23 protein-coding genes and 1 pseudogene are annotated in these 21,014 nt (G+C 64.6%); 13 read left to right on the forward strand and 11 right to left on the reverse strand.

Annotated features, from left to right (window positions below):
• Positions 1 to 10 precede the first annotated feature (10 nt).
• On the reverse strand, positions 11 to 6,307 hold the full coding sequence (locus AC066S_RS32790) for a HAMP domain-containing protein (RefSeq protein ID WP_478271579.1): 6,297 nt from the start codon (positions 6,305 to 6,307) through the stop codon (positions 11 to 13).
• Between the two features lie 274 nt (positions 6,308 to 6,581).
• On the opposite strand from AC066S_RS32790, the gene AC066S_RS32795 reads away from it, so the two are divergent.
• The gene (locus tag AC066S_RS32795; protein WP_478271580.1) at positions 6,582 to 6,875 is read left to right on the forward strand and encodes a hypothetical protein; all 294 of its coding nucleotides are present in this window, start codon (positions 6,582 to 6,584) and stop codon (positions 6,873 to 6,875) included.
• 5 nt (positions 6,876 to 6,880) lie between these two features.
• Here AC066S_RS32795 and AC066S_RS32800 read toward each other — a convergent pair whose 3' ends face one another.
• A complete protein-coding gene (locus tag AC066S_RS32800; protein ID WP_478271581.1) occupies positions 6,881 to 7,393 on the reverse strand; it encodes a DUF4142 domain-containing protein in 513 nt (170 codons plus the stop codon).
• Between the two features lie 94 nt (positions 7,394 to 7,487).
• On the opposite strand from AC066S_RS32800, the gene AC066S_RS32805 reads away from it, so the two are divergent.
• The 3 genes from AC066S_RS32805 to AC066S_RS32815 all read left to right on the forward strand — a co-directional run bounded on the left by AC066S_RS32805 (position 7,488) and on the right by AC066S_RS32815 (position 8,308).
• Positions 7,488 to 7,682, forward strand: coding sequence for a hypothetical protein (locus tag AC066S_RS32805; RefSeq protein WP_126256773.1), 195 nt, complete (start codon positions 7,488 to 7,490; stop codon positions 7,680 to 7,682).
• A gap of 116 nt (positions 7,683 to 7,798) precedes the next feature.
• Positions 7,799 to 7,930 carry a hypothetical protein gene (locus tag AC066S_RS32810; RefSeq protein WP_283810151.1) on the forward strand — a complete coding sequence of 44 codons (132 nt, stop codon included), beginning with the start codon at positions 7,799 to 7,801 and terminating at the stop codon, positions 7,928 to 7,930.
• Between the two features lie 171 nt (positions 7,931 to 8,101).
• Entirely contained in the window at positions 8,102 to 8,308 is a 207-nt protein-coding gene (locus AC066S_RS32815) for a hypothetical protein (RefSeq protein WP_126256706.1), read from the forward strand.
• 251 nt (positions 8,309 to 8,559) lie between these two features.
• On the opposite strand, the gene AC066S_RS32820 is transcribed toward AC066S_RS32815, so the two are convergent.
• The 7 genes from AC066S_RS32820 to AC066S_RS32850 all read right to left on the reverse strand — a co-directional run bounded on the left by AC066S_RS32820 (position 8,560) and on the right by AC066S_RS32850 (position 13,282).
• Positions 8,560 to 8,814, reverse strand: a complete 255-nt coding sequence (locus AC066S_RS32820) for a hypothetical protein (protein WP_126256705.1) — start codon at positions 8,812 to 8,814, stop codon at positions 8,560 to 8,562.
• Between the two features lie 248 nt (positions 8,815 to 9,062).
• On the reverse strand, positions 9,063 to 9,548 hold the full coding sequence (locus AC066S_RS32825; protein ID WP_478271582.1) for a hypothetical protein: 486 nt from the start codon (positions 9,546 to 9,548) through the stop codon (positions 9,063 to 9,065).
• Positions 9,548 to 9,895 carry a DUF3147 family protein gene (locus AC066S_RS32830; RefSeq protein WP_478271583.1) on the reverse strand — a complete coding sequence of 116 codons (348 nt, stop codon included), beginning with the start codon at positions 9,893 to 9,895 and terminating at the stop codon, positions 9,548 to 9,550. The genes AC066S_RS32825 and AC066S_RS32830 overlap by 1 nt, the downstream gene beginning before the upstream one ends.
• Positions 9,892 to 10,470 (reverse strand): phosphatase PAP2 family protein, encoded by a 579-nt coding sequence (locus tag AC066S_RS32835; RefSeq protein ID WP_478271584.1) that lies wholly within the window; start codon positions 10,468 to 10,470, stop codon positions 9,892 to 9,894. Before AC066S_RS32835 ends, AC066S_RS32830 begins: the two co-directional genes overlap by 4 nt.
• A gap of 149 nt (positions 10,471 to 10,619) precedes the next feature.
• Positions 10,620 to 11,171, reverse strand: coding sequence for a DUF4142 domain-containing protein (locus AC066S_RS32840; protein WP_126256700.1), 552 nt, complete (start codon positions 11,169 to 11,171; stop codon positions 10,620 to 10,622).
• An 87-nt stretch (positions 11,172 to 11,258) separates the two neighbouring features.
• A complete protein-coding gene (locus tag AC066S_RS32845; RefSeq protein WP_126256699.1) occupies positions 11,259 to 11,486 on the reverse strand; it encodes a hypothetical protein in 228 nt (75 codons plus the stop codon).
• A gap of 8 nt (positions 11,487 to 11,494) precedes the next feature.
• A complete protein-coding gene (locus tag AC066S_RS32850; protein WP_478271585.1) occupies positions 11,495 to 13,282 on the reverse strand; it encodes a thiamine pyrophosphate-requiring protein in 1,788 nt (595 codons plus the stop codon).
• Positions 13,283 to 13,421: 139 nt separating this feature from the next.
• On the opposite strand from AC066S_RS32850, the gene AC066S_RS32855 reads away from it, so the two are divergent.
• The 7 genes and pseudogenes from AC066S_RS32855 to AC066S_RS32885 all read left to right on the forward strand — a co-directional run bounded on the left by AC066S_RS32855 (position 13,422) and on the right by AC066S_RS32885 (position 18,854).
• Positions 13,422 to 13,796, forward strand: a complete 375-nt coding sequence (locus AC066S_RS32855; protein ID WP_478271606.1) for a PRC-barrel domain-containing protein — start codon at positions 13,422 to 13,424, stop codon at positions 13,794 to 13,796.
• Positions 13,797 to 13,811: 15 nt separating this feature from the next.
• Positions 13,812 to 13,970: a hypothetical protein gene (locus AC066S_RS32860; RefSeq protein WP_164718484.1), complete on the forward strand. Its 159-nt coding sequence runs from the start codon at positions 13,812 to 13,814 to the stop codon at positions 13,968 to 13,970.
• A 372-nt stretch (positions 13,971 to 14,342) separates the two neighbouring features.
• Positions 14,343 to 14,477 (forward strand): annotated as a pseudogene (locus tag AC066S_RS32865) (short-chain dehydrogenase); the annotation flags it as partial.
• Between the two features lie 63 nt (positions 14,478 to 14,540).
• Positions 14,541 to 15,542 carry an NAD(P)H-dependent flavin oxidoreductase gene (locus tag AC066S_RS32870; RefSeq protein WP_135167837.1) on the forward strand — a complete coding sequence of 334 codons (1,002 nt, stop codon included), beginning with the start codon at positions 14,541 to 14,543 and terminating at the stop codon, positions 15,540 to 15,542.
• A gap of 109 nt (positions 15,543 to 15,651) precedes the next feature.
• On the forward strand, positions 15,652 to 16,071 hold the full coding sequence (locus AC066S_RS32875) for a hypothetical protein (RefSeq protein ID WP_126256696.1): 420 nt from the start codon (positions 15,652 to 15,654) through the stop codon (positions 16,069 to 16,071).
• A gap of 246 nt (positions 16,072 to 16,317) precedes the next feature.
• Positions 16,318 to 17,892 (forward strand): alkaline phosphatase D family protein, encoded by a 1,575-nt coding sequence (locus AC066S_RS32880; protein WP_478271586.1) that lies wholly within the window; start codon positions 16,318 to 16,320, stop codon positions 17,890 to 17,892.
• Positions 17,893 to 18,035: 143 nt separating this feature from the next.
• Positions 18,036 to 18,854, forward strand: coding sequence for an aldo/keto reductase (locus AC066S_RS32885; protein WP_478271587.1), 819 nt, complete (start codon positions 18,036 to 18,038; stop codon positions 18,852 to 18,854).
• A 60-nt stretch (positions 18,855 to 18,914) separates the two neighbouring features.
• On the opposite strand, the gene AC066S_RS32890 is transcribed toward AC066S_RS32885, so the two are convergent.
• Positions 18,915 to 19,151, reverse strand: a complete 237-nt coding sequence (locus AC066S_RS32890) for a hypothetical protein (protein WP_478271588.1) — start codon at positions 19,149 to 19,151, stop codon at positions 18,915 to 18,917.
• Positions 19,152 to 19,246: 95 nt separating this feature from the next.
• The gene (locus tag AC066S_RS32895) at positions 19,247 to 19,699 is read right to left on the reverse strand and encodes a hypothetical protein (RefSeq protein ID WP_135167840.1); all 453 of its coding nucleotides are present in this window, start codon (positions 19,697 to 19,699) and stop codon (positions 19,247 to 19,249) included.
• Positions 19,700 to 19,858: 159 nt separating this feature from the next.
• Here AC066S_RS32895 and AC066S_RS32900 point away from each other — a divergent pair, with 159 nt between their 5' ends.
• Together AC066S_RS32900 and hpaD are read left to right on the forward strand one after the other, a co-directional pair.
• Entirely contained in the window at positions 19,859 to 20,131 is a 273-nt protein-coding gene (locus tag AC066S_RS32900) for a helix-turn-helix domain-containing protein (RefSeq protein WP_128916759.1), read from the forward strand.
• A gap of 18 nt (positions 20,132 to 20,149) precedes the next feature.
• A complete protein-coding gene (hpaD, locus tag AC066S_RS32905; protein ID WP_478271589.1) occupies positions 20,150 to 21,004 on the forward strand; it encodes a 3,4-dihydroxyphenylacetate 2,3-dioxygenase in 855 nt (284 codons plus the stop codon).
• The last annotated feature ends 10 nt before the right edge of the window (positions 21,005 to 21,014 follow it).

Below are 21,014 nucleotides of genomic sequence, written 5' to 3' on the forward strand. Positions count from 1 at the left end.
CGGATCCAACTCAGCGGTGCAGCCACATGCGGATCGCAAGCAGCAATTGATCGGTGTTGACGGGTTTGGCGAGATAGTCGGACGCGCCGGCCTCCAGACACTTCTCACGATCACCCTTCATCGCCTTGGCGGTCAGCGCGATGATCGGAAGGCGGGCGAAAGCCGGGTTTTCGCGAATGACGCCGATGGTCTGATATCCATCCATCTGCGGCATCATGATGTCCATCAGCACGATGGCGATTTCCGGATTGGATTCGACCAGCGTCACCGCCTCGCTGCCGGTCGTGGCCGTCAGCACCTTCATGCCGCGCCGTTCCAGCACGCTCGACAGCGCGAAGATGTTGCGGGCGTCGTCGTCCACGAGCAGGGCCGTCTTGCCGATCAGGTCCTCGTCGGAACTGTTCAGCTTCTCCAGCATGCGCTGCTTCTCGACCGGAAGCTCGGTGATCACGCGGTGCAGGAACAGTGCGGTCTCGTCGAGCAGCCGTTCTGGCGATTCCACGCCCTTGACCACGATGCTGCGCGCCATGGTGTGGAGTTCCGCGTCCTCCTCGGCCGAAAGCTCGCGGCCGGTGAAGACGACGACCGGAACGTTCGACAGCGCCTCGTCGTTGCGGATCTGATCCAGCACCTCGAAGCCGCTCATGTCGGGCAGGCGGAGGTCCAGCACCACGCAGTCGCAGGGCGTCTGGCGCAACGTCGAGAGCGCACCGGCGCCGGTGTCCGTCGTGACGATCTCGATGTCGTCGTGATGCAGCAGCTCGCGGATCGAGAGCTGCTCGGCCTCGTTGTCCTCGACGATCAACAGCCGCTTGCGCCGCGGCCGGGCATATTCCTTGATCTGGGTCAGCGCCGCGGAAACGCCTTCGGTCGTCGTCGGCTTGTTGACGAAGGAGAACGCGCCACGCGCCAGCGCATGCTGGCGGTCCTCGTCCAGCGTGATGATCTGCACGGGGATGTGGCGGGTCAGCGGATTGTGCTTGAGCTGGCTCAATACGGTCCACCCGAGCATGTCAGGCAGGAAAATGTCGAGCGAGACGGCTCTCGGCTGGTATTGCTTGGCGAGTTCGAGCGCCTCCGCGCCGCGGGCGGCGACAAGCACCTTGAAGCCCTTGTCGCGGGCCAGATCGACCAGCACGCGGGCGTAGTGCGGATCGTCCTCGACGATCAGGAGGATGGTGTCACCGGGCTCGATGTTGAGCCGGTCGTCGGGAAGCTGCTCGATGACGCGCTGCTGGTCGGGCGCGGCCGTCTGTAGCGCCGGCGGCTGGCCGTGTTGCTGCGGCGCAGGCGCCGCGCGCGGCGCGAGCGTCGGACCGGAATATTTGAGCGGCAGATAAAGCGTGAACGACGAGCCCTTGCCCGGCGAGCTGCGCAGATGGATCTCGCCGCCGAGCAGGCTGGCGAGTTCGCGGCTGATCGCAAGTCCGAGACCGGTGCCGCCGTATTTGCGGCTGGTGCCGGCGTCGGCCTGCTGGAACGCCTCGAAGATCAGCTTCTGCTTCTCCAGGGGAATGCCGATGCCGGTATCGGACACTTCGAACGCGATCACGGCCGGTGCGGAGTTCAGCACCGGGTGATCCGTTCCCCAGCCGCCGACCGCGGCGGTGACCTTCAGGCGCACCTCGCCTTCGGCGGTGAACTTGAAAGCGTTGGAGAGCAGGTTCTTCAGCACCTGTTGCAGCCGCTTGGAGTCGGTGACGATGCTGCGCGGAAGGGTCGGATCGACGTCGATCTTGAACGACAGATTGCGGTTGTCCGCCTCGTGCCGGAACGGCCGTCCGACGGTCTCGAGCAGGTTGGCGGTCAGGATTTCCTCGGCGTCGACCGTCACCGTGCCGGATTCGATCTTGGACAGATCCAGAATGTCGCTGATGAGATTGAGCAGGTCGGTGCCGGCGCCGTGGATGGTGCGGGCGAATTCGACCTGCTTGGCCGTGAGGTTGCCGTCCGGATTGTCGGTGAGCTGCTGTCCCAGGATCAGGATCGAGTTCAGCGGCGTGCGCAGCTCGTGGCTCATATTGGCGAGGAATTCGGACTTGTACTTCGAGGTCAGGGCGAGCTCGGTCGCCTTCTCCTCCAGGGCGCGGCGGGCCTGCTCGATCTCCTGGTTCTTGCGTTCGACCTCGACGTTGCGCTCGGCAAGCTGCTGCGCCTTCTGCTCGAGCTGGTCGTTGGTCTGCTGCAATTCGCGCTGCTGGGTCTGGAGCTCGCCGGCGAGCTGCTGCGACTGCTTGAGCAGGCCTTCGGTCTGCATCGTCGCTTCGATCGAATTGAGCACGATGCCGATGGAGTCGGTGAGCTGCTCCAGGAACGTCATCTGCGAGGTCGTGAAGGAGACGAGCGAGGCGAGCTCGATCACAGCCTTGACCTGGCCTTCGAACAGCACCGGCAGCACGACGAGGTTCTTCGGCGCGACGCGGAACAGCGCCGAGTTGATCGGCACCACGTCGGATGGAATCTCGCCGACGACGCGCGGCCGCTTGTCAAGCGCGCACTGGCCGATCAGGCCTTCGCCGAACTGCAACACGCGGGGATACGGATAGACGCCGTCGCTGGCGTAGGAAGCCAGCAGCAGGAGCTGCGGATTGTCCTCGCTCTCGACCTGGTAGATCACGCCGGTATGCGCGTTCACCAGCGGCGACAGCTCGGTGAGAAGCAGCCGGCCGACGGTGGCGAGATCGCGCTGGCCCTGCAGCATGTTGGTGAATTTCGCCAGATTGGTCTTCAGCCAGTCCTGTTCGGTGTTCACGTCCGTGGTGAGACGGAGATTCGTGATCATCGTGTTGATGTTGTCTTTCAGCTCGGCCACCTCGCCGCGGGCGTCGACCTGGATCGACCGCGTCAGGTCGCCCTTGGTGACGGCGGTCGCGACCTCGGCGATCGCGCGCACCTGCGAGGTAAGGTTGGCGGCGAGCAGGTTGACGTTGCCGGTGAGGTCCTTCCAGGTGCCGGCGGCGCCCGGCACGTTGGCCTGACCGCCGAGCCGGCCTTCGACGCCGACTTCGCGCGCCACCGATGTCACCTGGTCGGCGAAGGTCGCGAGCGTCTCGGTCATGTTGTTGATGGTGTCGGCGAGGGCCGCGACCTCGCCCTTCGATTTGACGGTGAGATTCTGCTTCAGATCGCCGTTGGCGACGGCCGTGACGACCTTGACGATGCCGCGCACCTGCTCGGTGAGGTTGGCCGCCATGAAGTTCACGGTGTCGGTGAGGTCCTTCCAGGTGCCGGCGACGCCGGGCACCTGAGCCTGGCCGCCGAGCTTGCCTTCGGTGCCGACCTCGCGCGCCACGCGCGTCACTTCGCCGGCGAAGGCGTTGAGCTGGTCCACCATGGTGTTGATGGTGTTCTTCAGCTCGAGGATTTCGCCCTTGACGTCGACGGTGATCTTGCGGGAGAGGTCGCCGCGCGCGACCGCCGTGGTCACCTCGGCGATGTTGCGGACCTGTGTGGTGAGGTTCGCCGCCAGGAGGTTGACGTTGTCGGTGAGGTCCTTCCAGGTGCCGCCGACGCCGGGGACGACGGCCTGACCGCCAAGGCGGCCCTCGGTGCCGACCTCGCGGGCGACGCGCGTCACTTCGGCGGCGAAGGAGCGGAGCTGCTCGACCATCGTGTTCAAGGTGTCCTTGAGCAGCAGGATCTCGCCGCGCACGTCCACCGTGATCTTCTTCGACAGGTCGCCGCCTGCGATCGCGGTCGCGACCTCGGCGATGTTGCGGACCTGGGCGGTCAAGTTCGAGGCCATGAAGTTGACGTTGTCGGTGAGGTCCTTCCAGGTGCCGGCGACGCCGGGCACCTCGGCCTGGCCGCCGAGCTTGCCTTCGGTGCCGACCTCGCGCGCCACGCGGGTCACCTCGCCGGCAAAGCCATTGAGCTGGTCCACCATGGTGTTGATGGTGTTCTTGAGCTCGAGAATTTCGCCCTTCACGTCGACGGTGATCTTGCGCGACAAGTCGCCGCGCGCCACGGCGGTGGTCACTTCGGCGATGTTGCGGACCTGGGCGGTGAGGTTGCCCGCCATCGAGTTCACGCTGTCGGTGAGATCCTTCCAGGTGCCGGCGACGCCGGGCACGTTGGCCTGACCGCCGAGGCGGCCTTCGGTGCCGACCTCGCGCGCCACGCGCGTCACCTCGCCCGCGAAGCGGTTGAGCTGGTCGACCATCGTGTTCAGCGTGTCCTTGAGCTGAAGGATCTCGCCGCGCACGTCCACGGTGATCTTGCGCGACAGGTCGCCGCCGGCGATCGCGGTCGCGACTTCGGCGATGTTGCGGACCTGGGCGGTGAGGTTGCCCGCCATCGAGTTGACGCTGTCGGTCAAGTCCTTCCAGGTGCCGGCGACGCCGGGCACGCCGGCCTGACCGCCGAGCTTGCCGTCGGTGCCGACCTCGCGGGCGACGCGCGTCACTTCGCCGGCGAAAGCGTTGAGCTGGTCCACCATGGTGTTCAGGGTTTCCTTCAGCTGAAGGATTTCGCCCGAGACGTTCACCGTGATCTTCTTCGACAAATCGCCCTTGGCGACCGCGGTCGCGACCTCGGCGATGTTGCGGACCTGGCCGGTCAGGTTCGAGGCCATCGAGTTGACGCTGTCGGTGAGATCCTTCCAGGTTCCGCCGACGCCGCGCACGACGGCCTGGCCACCGAGCTTGCCTTCGGTGCCGACTTCGCGGGCAACGCGCGTGACTTCGCCGGCGAAGGCGTTGAGCTGGTCCACCATGGTGTTGATGGTGTCCTTCAGCTCCAGGATCTCGCCGCGCACGTCGACCGTGATCTTCTTCGACAGGTCGCCGCCGGCGACCGCGGTCGTCACCTCGGCGATGTTGCGGACCTGCGCGGTGAGGTTCGACGCCATCGAGTTGACGCTCTCGGTGAGGTCCTTCCAGGTGCCGGCGACGCCGAGCACGTTGGCCTGTCCGCCGAGCCGGCCCTCGGTGCCGACCTCGCGGGCGACGCGCGTGACTTCGCCGGCGAAGGCGTTGAGCTGGTCGACCATGGTGTTGAGCGTCTCCTTCAGCTGAAGGATTTCGCCCGAGACGTTCACCGTGATCTTCTTCGAGAGGTCGCCGCTCGCGATGGCGGTTGCGACGTCGGCGATGTTGCGGACCTGCGCGGTGAGGTTCGAGGCCATGAAGTTGACGTTGTCGGTGAGGTCCTTCCAGGTGCCGGCGACACCGGGCACCTGGGCCTGGCCGCCGAGCTTGCCTTCGGTGCCGACCTCGCGCGCCACGCGCGTCACTTCCGAAGCGAAGGAGTTGAGCTGGTCCACCATGGTGTTGATGGTGTCCTTCAGCTCCAGGATCTCGCCGCGCACGTCCACCGTGATCTTGCGCGACAGGTCGCCGCGCGCCACGGCGGTGGTGACGTTGGCGATGTTGCGCACTTGTGCGGTCAGGTTGCCGCACATCGCGTTGACGGAGTCGGTCAGGTCCTTCCAGGTGCCGGCGACGCCGGGCACGATGGCCTGGCCGCCGAGCTTGCCGTCGGTGCCGACCTCGCGCGCCACGCGCGTCACTTCGGAGGCGAAGGAGCGGAGCTGGTCCACCATCGTGTTGATGGCTTCCTTGAGTTGCAGGATCTCGCCGCGGACGTCGACCGTGATCTTCTTGGAGAGGTCGCCGTTGGCGACCGCGATCGTCACCTCGGCGATGTTGCGAACCTGGTTGGTCAGGTTGTTCGCCATCGAGTTGACGCTCTCGGTGAGGTCCTTCCAGACGCCGGTCACCTCAGGCACCTGGGCCTGGCCGCCGAGCTTGCCTTCGGTGCCGACCTCGCGCGCCACGCGCGTCACCTCGGAGGTGAACACGCCGAGCTGCTTGATCATGGTGTTGACGATGGTCGCCGACTGCAGGAACTCGCCGCGCAGCGGACGGCCGTCGACGTCGAGCTTGACGGTCTGGAGCAGGTCACCCTGCGCGACGGCCGCGACCGCGCGCGTCACCTCGCGCGTCGGCCACAGCAAATCGTCGATCAGCGTGTTGACGGAGCCTTCCATGTCGGCCCAGGAGCCCGAGGCGAGGCCGAATTTCACGCGCTGCCGGGTCTTGCCTTCGCGGCCGACCACCTGGCCCACCAGCTCGAGTTGCTGCGCCATGCGCTGGTTGGCGGCGATGATTTCGTTAAAAGTGTCGGCGATCTTGCCGTCGATGCCGAGATAGTCGCCGCTCATGCGCACCGAGAAATCGCCGCTGCGCATGGCCTGCAGGGCCAGCAGCAATTCGGCCCGGGAATCCGGATCAGACAAACCATTGGTTTTTGGCTTTGGGACGCGACGACCGGAGCGTGATGCAGTTCCGGGATCGAGGTCGCTCATACTTATTTTCCCCCGCAGGCGTCGCCCGAATCCAAGGCAAGACGCAATTGGTCAAAATAGAGCGTCAGCCAAATTCGAAATCAAGCGCCAAGGTTGCGGCGCGAGGAAATGGAACCTGTCTTGCTCAGCCCAACGCCATTAACCGCAAACCCCTGATTTGGTTCCACACGGCTTCGAAAAACAGACGATGCCGGCGGCCTGCGGTGTCACCGGTCCCCCTTCGGAACGGAGCGCCGCGCCTCGCGGTTAGCCCGCGCGCAGAGGGAGAATGGACATGAAAGCAGGACTTGCCGCGATGATCGTCGTGCTGTTTGCCGGGGCGGCCTTGGCCCAGGGCGGCGCCCCCAGCGGTCGCGGGGCGGTGACCGGCGACCCCGCCGCCAGCTCGGCCAACCCCAAGGCGGATTCCCCGACCACGGGGAGGGCAGCCCGCTCCAACCCTAGCGGAAGCGGGACCTCATCTTCGGGCGGCAAGGACGACAATGGCGATGCGGGCCGGGACAGGATGCCGGAGAGCAACCGCACCGTGCGGCCGGAGAGCCAGCAGCATCATCCGAACGACAAATAGGGGGACTACTTGTCCGCCATGGTCCGCTCGGCATCCTTGACCTGCGCGCGCAGCACCGGCAGCAGCTCGCGCGCGAAGGCCGCGAGCGCAATGTTGTCGGGCGCCTTCAGATAGCTTTCGAGCAGCTTGATGGCCGATTCATATTCGGGAATCTGCGAGGCATAGAAGCTTCGGACGTAGCTCGGTCCGTCCGAAGTTTCGGGCTCGATCAGGCTGGCGGCGACGGGCGTCGTCTTGCCGACGCGGGGCTCGGCGCCGATCGTCTCCTGAATCTGCTTCAGCGCCTTGTCGCGTTTGGCCGCTTCCTCGGCGCGCAAGGCGGCGAGGTGCTTGACCTCGGCGTTGCCCTTCAGATCGGTGCTCTCCAGCAGACCCTGCTGAAAGCGGCTGAAATTGTAGAGGCCGCTGATGACGTCGGTTGCGCTCGGCGGGCGGTCGAGAGGCTTTCGTGCACCGGTGCTGTCGGCAAGCGCAACAGTGCTGATGAATGCCATCATGATGGCGACGAGAACTCGCATCGATATCAACTGCGGATGGCGGGCGAAGTTCCCTGAACGTTACGATGCGGTAAGGGCCATTGCGACCCGGGAGTTCCGTCCCCACGTCTTTTCCATGAAACAGTCTGACATCTTCAGAGACAATGCCGACAATTGCCTTCAGCTCGCCGAGCGCGCCGAAGGACAACCCGCGCACAAGCGCTATTCGCGTATGGCGGACGCCTGGACCGCCCTCGCTCACGAGCAGGATTGGCTGGATGGCGAGGTCCCGCCCGTTCCGGGTCGCTTCCCTCAACAGCGGGACGCGTGAGCGTTCTCCGGTTGGTGATTCGCGTGTGAGACCGCTCACGGAATGCAAGCGACCAATCCAGGATGATCGGGAAATAGTCAATTGCGTCGGTTTTCGATTCCAGAAGGAGGTTTGCGATGGCTCCACGTCTGGTTCTGCTTTCCCTGATTTTCGCCTTTGGCGTCTCGGTCGCGTTTGCGACGGTGACGACGGTGCGCCAGGTGCATCTGGGGAGTGCATCGGCCGCGGTCCATGCGACGCACAGCTAAAGCGCGATGCGATCAGGAAGAATCGTCATCGCGCTTTAGGTTGTTGTTTAAGCATGATCTTTTCGGAAAACCGCTGCGCACTTTTCCGGATCATGCTTTAGGACCAAGCCGGAACATTCGACGCCGCAGTGCGTAAGCGCTTCGAGACATCACGAGAGGCGAAGGCACATCATGGCCCATTCCGACCACGGCATCGTCAAGGACAAGCGCGCTGAGGAGCAGCCTCGCGACAAGCAGCGTGCACAGTCCGTGCACAAGGCGGATCCGAAAGGTTCCCCCTCGCGGGAAGCGACGCGCGATCCGAAGCTGAACGATAACAGCAAGACGCCCGGCTCCGGCATGACGCCGGATGATTCCGGCGGCGCGCCGAGCGGCTAAAGCATGATCCGGAAAAGTGCGCAGCGGTTTTCCGAAAAGATCATGCTTAAACAACAACCTAAAGCGCGATGATGATTCATCCTGATCGCATCGCGCTTCAGACCGAACTCCAGCTTTCGCGCGGGGAACGAATCCTCGGGCGTGGAGTCGACAGGTTGCTTCCGGTTGGCATGCCCCCGGTGCGCCGGAAGCAATCTCCAAGGACGGCCCTGGCACCCACCGTGCCGGGGTCGTTTGCTTGTGGCCGGCGTCTACGGCTCAGTCCCGTTGCCGCCCTCTGGATCTCCGTGGGTGTGTCCGTCCGGTCCTCGGCCGAATACGCCGAAGCTGCTGGACTTCACACCAGCCCCCGCCTCGACGCCCGCGGCGGCCAGTCCGAACCTGAGAAGGTCGCGGACCGCTGCCGCCCGCGTCGGCATGCGGTGTTTGAACCGGAAATCGTCGACGGCGGCCAATTCTTCCGGTGAGAGCATGACCTGAAGGCGCTCAGCGCGAAGCTCGTTCATGGTCGTTCACACAAATTGAGTAGGTTGAGTAGGTTACTCAACGAACTAACCCGGCGCGGGTTCCATGAGAGGGCGAAAAGGTCTCCAGATGCTTGCCCCGCAAGCTTTCCGAAGAGCCGGAAGCCTCCAAACCGGTTCGTCCAAGCCACCAGAAGGTCATCGAGCAAGTCGAGCACTGGGCCAACAGCCCGGGGCTGCAACCCCCGCGGACGGAGGATGCGAAGACGGTCTGAGCCGAGACGTTGATGCTACGGGACGGTGCCGCGGCGCCTCGCTGAATGCGCGGTGCGCTCGGTCTGCGCGGCCCGGGAGGTGATGCGAAGCTTTCGCCTCAACCACCACGCCGAGACCGCAACCGCCGCCCATACCAGAATGGCGGCGACGAATGCCCCGATCGCGGTCGTCGACACCACGACGTAGAAGACCGCGGCGAATGCTGCGAGACCGATGCTTCCGAGGCCGGCACCCGCAGCATCGAGCGCGGCGGCCTGCTGCCCGCGCCTGCCTCCACTGAGGCCGGCCTTCTCCTTGGCGCGGCGTTCATGGCTTTCGATCAGCGTGGCGCTGGCGCAGAAGATGGCGGGAAGCGCGAGGAAGAGCCCGCCGACGGAGACGCCGAAACGTGAGCTCACGACCCCCGTAACGACCGTTGCCAGCCCGCCGAGCAGAAAGCGAACACCATACTCGTACCATCGCGTCTGTTTGAGCGCCGATGAAGACAGCTTGACTAGCATTACGCCGCACCTCCGAAGCCAGCGAGCAGACCGAAGGCGACGACGAGCCATACCGCAAAAGCGACGACGGTGGCCGGCAATGCGGCGAGATGAAACCTTATCAGGAGATGGCAGACGGCGAGGCTGTAACAGGCGAGCGCGATGGCGCCGTAGATCATCGTCCAGCTCTCGGCGGCGGCATATTGCGGGCCGTGCTGGACGATGGCAATGCTGAGCGTGGCCAGCGCAACCGACGGCGCCGCGCCAAGCAGCCCGGCAAAACTCTTCGGCCGCAGCATGTCGCCCAAGATCGCGAAAGCGGAGACGATCAGACCGCCGGCGATGAAGCGCACGAGATATTCGGTCATGGCCGTATCCACGAGGCTTGAGGCGGCCGCTTCGCCAGCGTGAACGGCCTCAACAGCCGCTCGACGATCACGCCAAGCGCGAAGCCTGCCACCACGTCGCTGGTCCAGTGCGCGAGCACGACGACGCGCGTCAATGACAGGGCCACGGCAGTTGAGCGCACCAGCCGGCGTGGGACGGAGTTCAGCAGCCCGGCCGCCGAGGCCAGCGCGCCCATGTGCAAGGCATGGCCGGAAGGGAACGCATCGCGGGACCGCCCCGAGATGGGAACGCCGTGTGCATGACCCAGCAGCGTCAGTCGGTCGGGCCTGATCTGGTCAAACAGGGACTTGAGCAGGTGCGGCAGCACCGCAGTTGCCAACGAGACTGCCAACACATGATTTGCCGCAGGGCGCGCTTCGGGCCGCCGGATCTGGGCGTAGAGCCATCCAGCCGCAGCGAGCGCGAGCAGCACGTGCTCGTCCGCAGCCCAGGTCAGAGTCTGGGCGGCTTGCTCTATGCCTGAATTGGTGTCGCGCGCAATTTCGCTTGCGATCGCCTGATCGATCCGAGTGGGTTTTACTTTTACAAGTGCCATCGGTCTGGCGAGATATTTTTCGTGACCGTCGTGTAAATTCTGTATGACAATGAATGTTCCTGTGACGTGCCGTGTCGCGTATCACCCGTTGGCGGACATCGTTGCGGGACGAGGAGGACGCCGCGCGGCGGCCTCCCCGGTGAACCCCGTTACTTGGACTGGCCGACGCTCGGCGCCTTGCCGAGCTCCTTGGCCATGTCGAGATGGTGCTTCAGGGCGGGGAGCGTCTTGCCGGCCCAATTCTTGAGCTCGGCATTGTCGCCGCCCTTGGCGTAACGCTCGAACAGCGACACGGCGTCTTCATGAGCGCTGACCTGATAGGAATTGTAGTCCGAGCTGAAGTCCCTGCCGGTCGCGCTCTTGAGCTTGTCGAGCTTGCTCTGGTGTGAGCTGTCGAGCTCCGTCGGAAGCGTGGCCTGGATCTTCTTGTCGCCGACCAGGCCCTTGAGCTCGGTGCTGGTCTTTGTGTGATCGGTGATCATCTGCTGCGCAAAGCTCTTCTCCTGCGCGTTGCCCTTCTGCTGGGCAAGCTTGCTCGACTCGATCTCGAACATGTCGCTGATCGCGACCTGCTTGACGAAGTCGGGGGTGGAAGGTGCGACGCCGAGCGCCGAATTGACGCCGGTCTTCTCGCCCAGCGATTGGGCGAGCGCAGGACCAGCGAAGAGTACGCAGGCGAGGACGATGACGGCACGTTTCATGTTCGGTCCCTCCTTTCGGATGCGCGGCCTCATGCCGCGCGATGTTGGCGCCGATCAACACGTCGCAGGGGCCGTGGTTCCTAACGGCTAATCTGCGGGATGCCGCCCGGTGCGCGGATTGATGGGGTCGGTCGGTTTGCGCCGAAGCCGCTCGGGCAGAAAGGGCTCGGCGGCGTCGGCCGTGGCGTCGGCACGCACGTCGGCATGGCGCTGCGCGCGTTGGTGCGGCGTCGTGTTGTCGTTGAAGTGGCGTTTTACGTCGACGCCATCGACGGGATCGTTGACGCCGTGCTGGATATCGCGGAAGTCGCTCATGGTTCACCTCATTCCTTTCCGGGCAGGATCGTTTCGAGCACCTGCCGCGCCGCTCCCTTGATCATCCCAGCTTCGTTCGGATCGCCCTTCAGCAGGGCGAGGGAGAAGTTCTTGGCCTGCTGCAGCGTGATATGCGGCGGCAGCGGCGGCACTTCGGGATCGGTCTTCACCTCCAGCACCACGGGCATCGCGCTCGCCAATGCCTGCTCCCAGGCCGAGCCGAGCTGCTCCGGGCTGTCGACGAAGATGCCGTGCAGGCCGATCATCTCTGCGAACCGGGAATAGCGGACGTCCGGTATGCGCTGCGAGGCCTCGAACTTGGGATCGCCATTGATGACACGCTGCTCCCAGGTCACCTGGTTGAGGTCCTCGTTGTTGAAGACGCAGACGATGAAGCGCGGATCCTTCCAGTTGCGCCAGTACTTCGCCGCGGTGATCAATTCGGCCATGTTGTTCATCTGCATCGCGCCGTCGCCGACGAGGGCGATCACTGGCCGATCCGGATGGGCGTACTTCGCGGCGAGCGCATAGGGCACGGCGGCACCCATCGAGGCGAGGCCGCCGGAGAGCGAGGCAATCATGCCGCGCCGCATCTTCAGGTCGCGTGCGAACCAGTTTGCGCAGGAGCCGGAATCGCTGGTGACGATCGCGCGCTCGGGCAGGCGCGGGGACAATTCCCAGGCGACGAGCTGCGGATTGACCGGCGCCGCCGGCTGATGTGCGCGGCCATCCAGCGTCTTCCACCATTTGGCGACGTCATCTGCGATCCGCTGGCGCCAGGCGCCGTCGGCCTTGGCTTTCAGTCGCGGCAACAATGCGCGCAGTGTCTCCGCGGCATCGCCGACGAGGCCGACCTCCATGGGAAAGCGGATCGACAGCATGCTGGCGTCGATGTCGATCTGCACGCCGCGTGCGGCGCCTTCCTTCGGCAGGAATTCGGCATAGGGAAAGGCCGAGCCGACCATCAGCAGCGTGTCGCATTCCATCATCATGTTGTAGCTGGGCTCGGTGCCGAGCAGGCCGATCGCGCCGGTGACCCACGGCAGATCGTCGGGCAGCGCCGCCTTGCCGAGCAGTGCCTTGGCGCAGCCGGCCGACAGCCGGTCGGCGACGGCGATCACCTCGTCGGTGGCGCCAAGCGCGCCGGCGCCGACCAGCATCGCAACCTTCTTGCCGGCATTGAGGACCTCCGCGGCGCGATCGAGATCGGCCTCGCGCGGCGTGATGCTGGGTGCGCTGTAGCCGATGCCGGAATGCAGCGTGCCGTGGGCGCGCGGCGGGCTTTCGTAAGGCTCCTCCTGCAGGTCGTTGGGCAGGATGATCACGGTGGGGGTCCGCCGCGCCAGCGCGATCCGAACCGCGCGATCAATCAGGTGCCGCACTTGTGCAGGCGAGGATGCCTGCATGACGTAGGCTCCGGCGACGTCCTTGAACATCGAGAGCAGGTCGAGCTCCTGCTGGTAGTGCCCGCCGAGGGCATTGCGGGCCTGCTGGCCGACGATCGCCAGCACCGGCTGGTGATCGAGCAACGCATCGTAGAGCCCGGTGATGAGATGCGAGGCGCCGGGGCCCGAGGTCGCAATGCAGACGCCGAGTTCCCCAGAGAATTTCGCGTAAGCGGTGGCCATGAAGGCCGACATCTCCTCGTGCCGGGCCTGGATGAAGCCGATCTTGCCTTCGGCCCGGTTCATCGCGCCGAACACGCCGTTGATGCCGTCGCCGGGATAGCCAAAGACGTGGCGCACGCCCCATTGATGCAGACGCTGGACGATGAAGTCGGAGACGGTCTGGGACATCGTGCGAAACCCTGGCTGAGTGTGTGAGCTCAGAGAACGGCTCCTTTCCTGCGATGTTCCTGGCGCGCTCCGGGAACACGTCCGGAACGATCGCGGCCCCCTCGCGATTGATTCACATATGACTGAGTGGAGAATGACGATGCTGAATCAGGGCGAACTGGACCGCGACGAAATGGGCCGGCTGATCGGAAGCGACAAGGTCGAGGGAACATCGGTCTTCGGCGCCGATCGGAACAAGATCGGTTCGATCGAACGGGTGATGATCGACAAGATCAGCGGCAAGGTCTCCTACGCGGTGCTTGGTTTCGGTGGATTCCTCGGCCTCGGCAATGATCATTATCCGTTGCCCTGGCAATCCCTCAAGTACGACACCGAACTTGGCGGCTACATTACCGCGATCACGGCCAAGGATCTGGAAGGTGCTCCGAGATACGGCGAGAAGACCGAATGGAACTGGCGCGATGAGGCGGCCGTGCGCGGTATCAATGCCTATTACGGCGCCCCGTTCGTGTAGCGGAAGGATCAACCGATGAGCAAGGAACGCCCTACCGACGATCCCCGTGATCAGAATGATTGGGGTTCGCACAGACAGACGGACAAGCCCTGGAAGGGCAACCCGGAAAAGGAGCAGGGATCGGACGAGGTGAAGCCCGATCTCGAGAAATGGCATCGGACGAAGACGCACTGAGACAGCTGCTCCTCTCAGACTATCGAGACGAGCGCGGCGTGATGCCGCGCTTCCTTTTTGGCAGGGCGACTACGAATGACGGCGCGTTGACATGGCCGGAACCATGTTCCGCCTGCTCGAGCACGGCGGCGGTACTGCGGCCGATCAAGCTGGGTGCGCCAGTGCGGGGGCATTGAGGCATGCCCGCCGCCGCTTGCGTCATTGCCAGCGCAGCGAAGCAATCCAGATTCCCTCGGCGGAGAAGAATTCTGGATTGCTTCGTCGCAAGGGCTCCTCGGAATGAGGTATGAGAGCAGCACCGGCCGCCGCAACGGCGATAAGCTGGCGCCGCTGGTGAAGGATATCGAGGCCGCCGGCGGTGAGATCCTCGAGCCCGATGCGCTTGATAATCCCGATCTCTTGATGCCGCCGTCCTCGGTCGCGGACGCCTATTGACAGCTCTACCAGCAGCCGAAGAGCGCCTGGACCTTTGAAATGGAGATCCGCCCATTGGGAGAGAAATGGTGACCGCGTCGCAAAAGTCCGGCTAGACTGACCCCAACAGAAGCGAATTCCGGGAGGAGAAACCAAGTGAAGACAGCGATCACCGAGCTGTTCGGCATTGAACATCCCATCATCCAGGGCGGCATGCATTTCGTCGGCTTTGCCGAGCTGGCCGCCGCTGTCTCCAATGCCGGCGGGCTCGGCATCATCACCGGTCTCACCCAGAAGACGCCGGAGCTGCTCGCCAAGGAGATCGCGCGCTGCCGCGACATGACCGACAAGCCGTTCGGCGTGAACCTTACCTTCCTGCCGGCCTTCTCGGCGCCGCCTTATCCGGAATACATCGCCGCCATCGTCGAGGGCGGCATCAAGGCGGTGGAGACCGCTGGCCGCAGCCCGGAAGCCTACATGCCGGCGCTGAAGGCCGCCGGCATCAAGGTCATCCACAAATGCACCTCGGTGCGCCACTCGCTGAAGGCCGAGCGCATCGGCTGCGACGCCGTCAGCGTCGACGGCTTCGAGTGCGGCGGTCATCCCGGCGAGGACGACATTCCCAACATGATCCTGCTGCCGCGCGCAGCGGAGGAATTGAAGATCCCGTTCGTCGCCTCCGGCGGCATGGCAGACGGGCGCAGCCTGGTCGCGGCATTGTCGCTGGGCGCAGCCGGCATGAACATGGGCACGCGCTTCATCGCCACCAAGGAGGCGCCGGTGCATCAGAACGTGAAGAACGCGCTGGTCGCGGCAACCGAGCTCGATACCCGCCTGATCATGCGCAGCTTGCGCAATACCGAGCGCGTGCTCAGAAATGCCAACGTCGATCGTCTCATCGAGATCGAGCGCGAGAAGGGCGACAAGCTGAAGATCGACGACATCCACGACCAGGTTGCGGGCGTCTACCCCAAGATCATGCTGGAAGGCCAGATGGACGCCGGCGCCTGGAGTTGCGGCATGGTCGCAGGGTTGATCCATGACATCCCCTCCTGCAAGGAACTCATCGATCGGATCATGGAAGAGGCGGAACAGATCATTCGCAGCCGCTTGATGGGTTTCCTGGACGGGACGGGGGCGACGCGAAAGGTCGCCTGACACCGCCAAACTTCTTAACCACGGCGGCACCTGGCCGCTGGAATTACGCGCGATGCGTCCTAAATAGGGGTAAATTACCCCTTTCATATTGGAATTTCAGGAGGCGACCGTGGTCCTGAAAAGCGGTTCTTTTGCAATTGCCGTTGCCCTCGTCATCGCATGGGGCGGCATCGCTCGCGCTGACGACTACAAGCCAGACGAATATCTCGGTCTCGATCTCTCCAGGGCCGTGCTGTCGCCGAAGCGGCTCGGGCCCGAGACGCGGTTCGCACCGGTCGCCCTCGAGGCGCGCGGCGGCAACGAGGCGCAGGCGCGCGCGGAGCCCGTCGACGTGCCGAAGAAGGTGGCCGCCGAGCGCGTCCGTGTGGCCGAGCCGAAGGCCGCGCATGCGAAGAGCGCGCAGCCGCGCGGCGCAGCCCGCGCGAAGCTGGCGCATCGTCACGGCAACCCGCTCGACGCACAGGCGATGGACACCCGCATCCAGACCTGGCCCTGCCGCACCGGCGGCATCTGCAACTGGAAGCGCTAGGCGGGATGGGATCAGATTTGATTGCTCCAAGGCAGGTGCGCTCCCTCTCCCGCTTGCGGGAGAGGTGAACGACCTGCGGCAGTCGATTTAACCTAAACCCATTCCGCGCTAGGCAGTGACGCTGCGGCCGCTTCACCTCGCCCGTCATCTTCGCGTCGCAAAATCGTCGGCGGGGAGTCAACAAACCGTAAGCTGGAGGTTAAGGAGCGCAGGCACCTTCCGTCGTGATTCGACGAAGGTTTCTGAATGGCAACGCTCCGCGCTTCGCGCGCATGGACCCGGCGGCAATTCCTGGTCCGTTCGACTTCAAGCTTGGCGGTTGCCTCACTCGGCACGCTCGCAACCCCGTATCTCAGCCGCGCCGCCGACCGTCCGCAGGTCGCCGGCGGGATTCAGTCCGGCGACGTCTGCGATGGCTCCGCCGTGGTCTGGGCGCGCGCGGACCGGGCCGCACGGATGCATGTGGAGTGCTCGACCATCGAGAGTTTCAAGACCATCATTGCGTCGGCTTCGCGCGATGCGCTGGCGGATGGCGATTTCACCGCAAAGCTGCTGCTGAACGATCTGTCGCCGGGACAGGACGTCTTTTACCGCGTCCGCTTCGACGATATCGCAACCGGCCTTCGCGGCGAGAGCCGCATCGGCCATTTCCGCACCGCGCCGGCCGCCGGCCGGTCGATCTCGTTCGTGTGGTCCGGCGACGTCGCGGGGCAGGGCTGGGGCATCGACATCGCGCGCGGCGGCTATCGCGGCTATCGCACCATGCTGGACAACCGCCCCGATTTCTTCATCCATTCCGGCGATCACATCTACGCCGACTGCACGATTCCGTCAGAGCAGAAGCTGCCGAACGGCGAGACCTGGCGCAACCTCGTGATCGAGGAAAAGTCCGAAGTCGCGCACACGCTGGCGCAGTTTCGCGGCAATTACAAATACAACCATCTCGACGAGAACTTTCGCGCCTTCCACGCGGAAGTGCCGATGCTCGCGCAATGGGACGACCACGAGGTCACCAACGACTGGTCGCCGACCGGCAGCTACGATCACGCAGGCTTTGAGGATGACGGCACCCCGCGCCTGGTCGCCCGCGCCCGCCGTGCCTTCTTCGACTTCATGCCGATCCGCGATATCGGCGCGCAGCAGGGACGGGTTTATCGAAAGATCGCCTATGCCCCGCTGCTCGACATCTTCATGATCGACATGCGCAGCTATCGCGACGATAGCTGGAACAGGGGCAGCGACCGGCGCGGCTGGATCTTTGGTGCCGAACAGCTCGCCTGGCTGAAGCGCGAGCTTGCCGCCTCGCGCGCGACCTGGAAGGTGATCGCGGCCGACCTGCCGATCGGTCTGATCAGCCTGGATGCCGTCGCGCTCGGCGACGGGCCGCCCGATCGACGCGAGCACGAGATCGCCGATCTTCTCAGCTCCGTCAAGCGCGCCGGTGTGCGCAACATCGTCTGGCTCACCGCCGACATGCACTACACCGCCGCGCATCATTATGATCCGAACAGGGCGCAATTCCAGGAGTTTGAGCCGTTCTGGGAGTTCGTCTCCGGCCCGCTGCATGCCGGGACCTGGGGCCCGGCCGAGCTCGATAACACCTTTGGGCCGATCGCGATGTACCAGAACGGCTGCAGCGCGGCGCAGGGTGAAAATCTGGCGCCTTGTTTCGGCATGCAATTCTTTGGCCGTGTCGATATCGACGGCCGCAGCGGCGTCATGACGGTGACTTTGAAGGACGTCGATAACCGCAGCCTCTGGTCGGTCGACATCGCGCCGCAGCCGCATCCGCGACCGGCCATGGTGGCGCAGCATTCGTAGGTCGCTAACCCGATCTTGATTGGCCGCGCCGCCCTCGTCGGGCTATGCTGCTTGCTCCCGCCGTCTCTTTTCCATCACCGAAAGATCTGCTCACGCGGCCTCGCCGCGCGTCCGGCGGGATGCAATACCTCAGGAGCCTGTCCATGGACAATCTGAAGACACAGGGCATCAGCATGCCCAAGCTCGGCCTCGGCACTTTTCGCATGCAGGGCGATGCCTGCCGCGCCGCGGTCGAGAGCGCGCTGTCGATCGGCTATCGCCACATCGACACCGCCGAGATGTACGCCAATGAGGAGCCGATCGGATCGGCCATCGCCGCGTCCCGCCTGCCGCGTGGCGAGCTTCACGTCACGACCAAGGTCTGGCACGAAAACCTCACGCCGGACGCGATCCGGCGCGCCTTCGACACCAGCCTGAACAAGCTCAGGCTCGACCATGTCGACCTTTATCTCGTGCACTGGCCGTCGAAGGCTGCGGATTGGGGCGCGGTGTTCGAAACCTTGATCAAACTCAAGGAGGAGGGCCGCACGCGCGCCATCGGCGTCGCCAATTTCACCACGGCGCTGCTCAAGATCGCGGTCGAGGACGTCAAGGCGCCGATCGCCTGCAACCAGGTCGAATATCACGCCATGCTCGATCAATCGAAGGTGCTGGCCTATCTCGCGGCGAAGTCGATCCGGCTCGTCGCGTATTGTCCGCTGGCGCAGGGGCGGGTTGCCTCGGATCCGGTGCTGGCCGAGATCGGCGCCAGGCACAACGCGACCGCCGCGCAGGTCGCGCTGAAATGGCTGCTCGACCAGGACGGTGTCGCCGCGATCCCGAAGGCCTCGCGCCGCGAGAGCCAGCAGGCCAACCTCGATGCGCTGAAGATCACGCTCGACGATGCCGACCGCAAGAAGATCGCCGCGTTGCCGAAGGATCGCCGCTGCGTCAATCCGGGCTTCGCGCCGGCGTGGGATTAGCTCGCGTGCCTGGGCAATAGAAATGGCCCCGTGAGGGGCCATTTTCATTCGCGTTGCGCATTAGTCCCAGTGATGGTGGCGGTGGCTGCGCTTGATCACGACCACTCGGTCTCCGCGATGGTGGCGATGCCAGCCGCGATCGTGATGGTGCGTGCGATATTCGGCACGGGCGCCGTACGGGCCGTGATGATGATGGTGATAGCCGCGCTTGATCACCACCGTCTCGGCGCTTGCCAGCGTCGGCGCCGCGATCACGAGCGCACCCACGGCCGCAACCACATAACCAAGCTTCTTCATGATGTCCTCCTCCAATCGAATGCCGATTTAAACCGGGCATTCGCGCGAACGTTCCGGGAGAATCACAGGAGAATTCTGAACGGCTGTTCAGGTGGCTAATCGCAACGTTGTTGCGTCGGCGTCGGTGCGCCCGTCGCGACGTATTTGCCGTCCCGGATCGTGTACTCGCCGCGCTCGCTACGATTGTAGATCGCGCGCAGGCTGCCGTCCTTCAGGAGCACCAGCCCGAACTCACGCGCCTGGTGCAGCGAGGGGAAGTACACCATCACATTGAGCAGGCCCTCGGCGCTGACCGTGGCCGACACCACCTCGTTCTCGTCCTTGGCGCCGCCGAAATTGCGCCGGTACATCACCCGGCCGTCCTTCCGGATCTCGTAGGTCAGCAGCGCGCCCTTGTCGCGGTCGGGCTTCGCTGCGCAGTCGACCGCCCATGAGCCGAGCAGGCCCCATTGCTCGATCGTCACGGCCAGCGTCTCGGCACTGGCCGCAGGTGCGATCGCCGCCAACAGCAGCGCAGCCGCGATCCAGCGGCTCAAACAACGCGTCATGTCCTTAAAGAACCCCGCCTCGAAGAATTCCAAAGTGTAGCATCCCGCCCGCTTCCGTCCATGGCGGCCGCCAATCACTCGCGAATTTGATCCGCGTCAATGAGCCCGGTCTTTTCCGGGGTAGGATGGCGTTTCTCGAAGGCCAACCTGGATACACCAATGCTGAATCAAGTCATGGATTTTGCGGGCGAAGTGCTGCCGGGGAGCTGTGCCGTGCCGCCTTATTCCGAGACCGAGTTTCTGACCGAGCTGGGCGATCGCCTGCGGTCCTCGCGCATGCGCTGCGACCTGTCGCGCCGCGAGCTGGCCCGCCGTTCCGGGATTTCCGAGCGCTATATCGCCCAGATCGAGGCCGGCAAGGGCAACGTCTCGATCGTGCTTTTGCTGCGGCTTGCCTCCGCAATCCACGGCAGTCAGCCCCAGGCGGCCTGACGCTTCGAGGGGACCGCCATGGGGCAGCTCGTACTCGCCGCCAAGGTCACCCACGTTCCATCGTTGATGCTGTCGGAGCAACCCGGCAGCCCGCTGCGTGCCGCGCGCGAGCCGGCGGTCAGGTCCCTGCGCGAACTCGGCCGGCGGGCGAAAGAGCGCGGCGTCACCTGCTTCGTGGTGTTCGACACCCACTGGCTCTCCAATTTCGGCTACCACATCAATGCCAATGCGAGGCATCACGGCTCGTTCACGAGCCACGAGGCGCCGCAGATGATCCAGGATCTGCGCTACGATCTGCCGGGTGATACGCCCCTGGCGGAGGCCATCGCTGATAGGGCCGGAGAGGCGGGCCTGAACGTGATCGCCCATCAGGTGGCGAGCCTCGGGCTCGAATACGGCACGATCGTGCCGATGCACTACATGAACCCGGACGGCTTTGCGAAGGTCGTCTCGGTCGCCTCGCCGCTCTTCACGTCGTTCGAGGAGAGCCGGGTCCTCGGCGAAGCGACCCGCCGGGCGATCGATGCATCCGGCGAGCGGGTCGCCGTCCTCGCCAGCGGCTCGCTCTCGCACCGGCTCTGGCCGAACAAGAAGCTCGGCCCGGAGGCGTGGACCTCGGTCGCCAGCGAGTTCAACCGCCAGGTCGATTTGCGCGTGCTCGAGCTGTGGCAGAGCCGCCGCTACCGCGAATTCCTCGACATGCTTCCGGACTACGCCACCAAGTGCAACGGTGAAGGCGGCATGGCCGACACCATCATGCTGTTCGCCGCGCTCGGCTGGTACGACTATCGCGGCGCCGCCGAGCAGCTTTGCGACTATTTCCCGTCCTCCGGCTCCGGTCAGGTCAACGTGGAGTTTCACGTCGAGGCGTAAGGCGGCGGCC

It is taken from the genome of Bradyrhizobium sp. CFUWI (assembly GCF_056429085.1).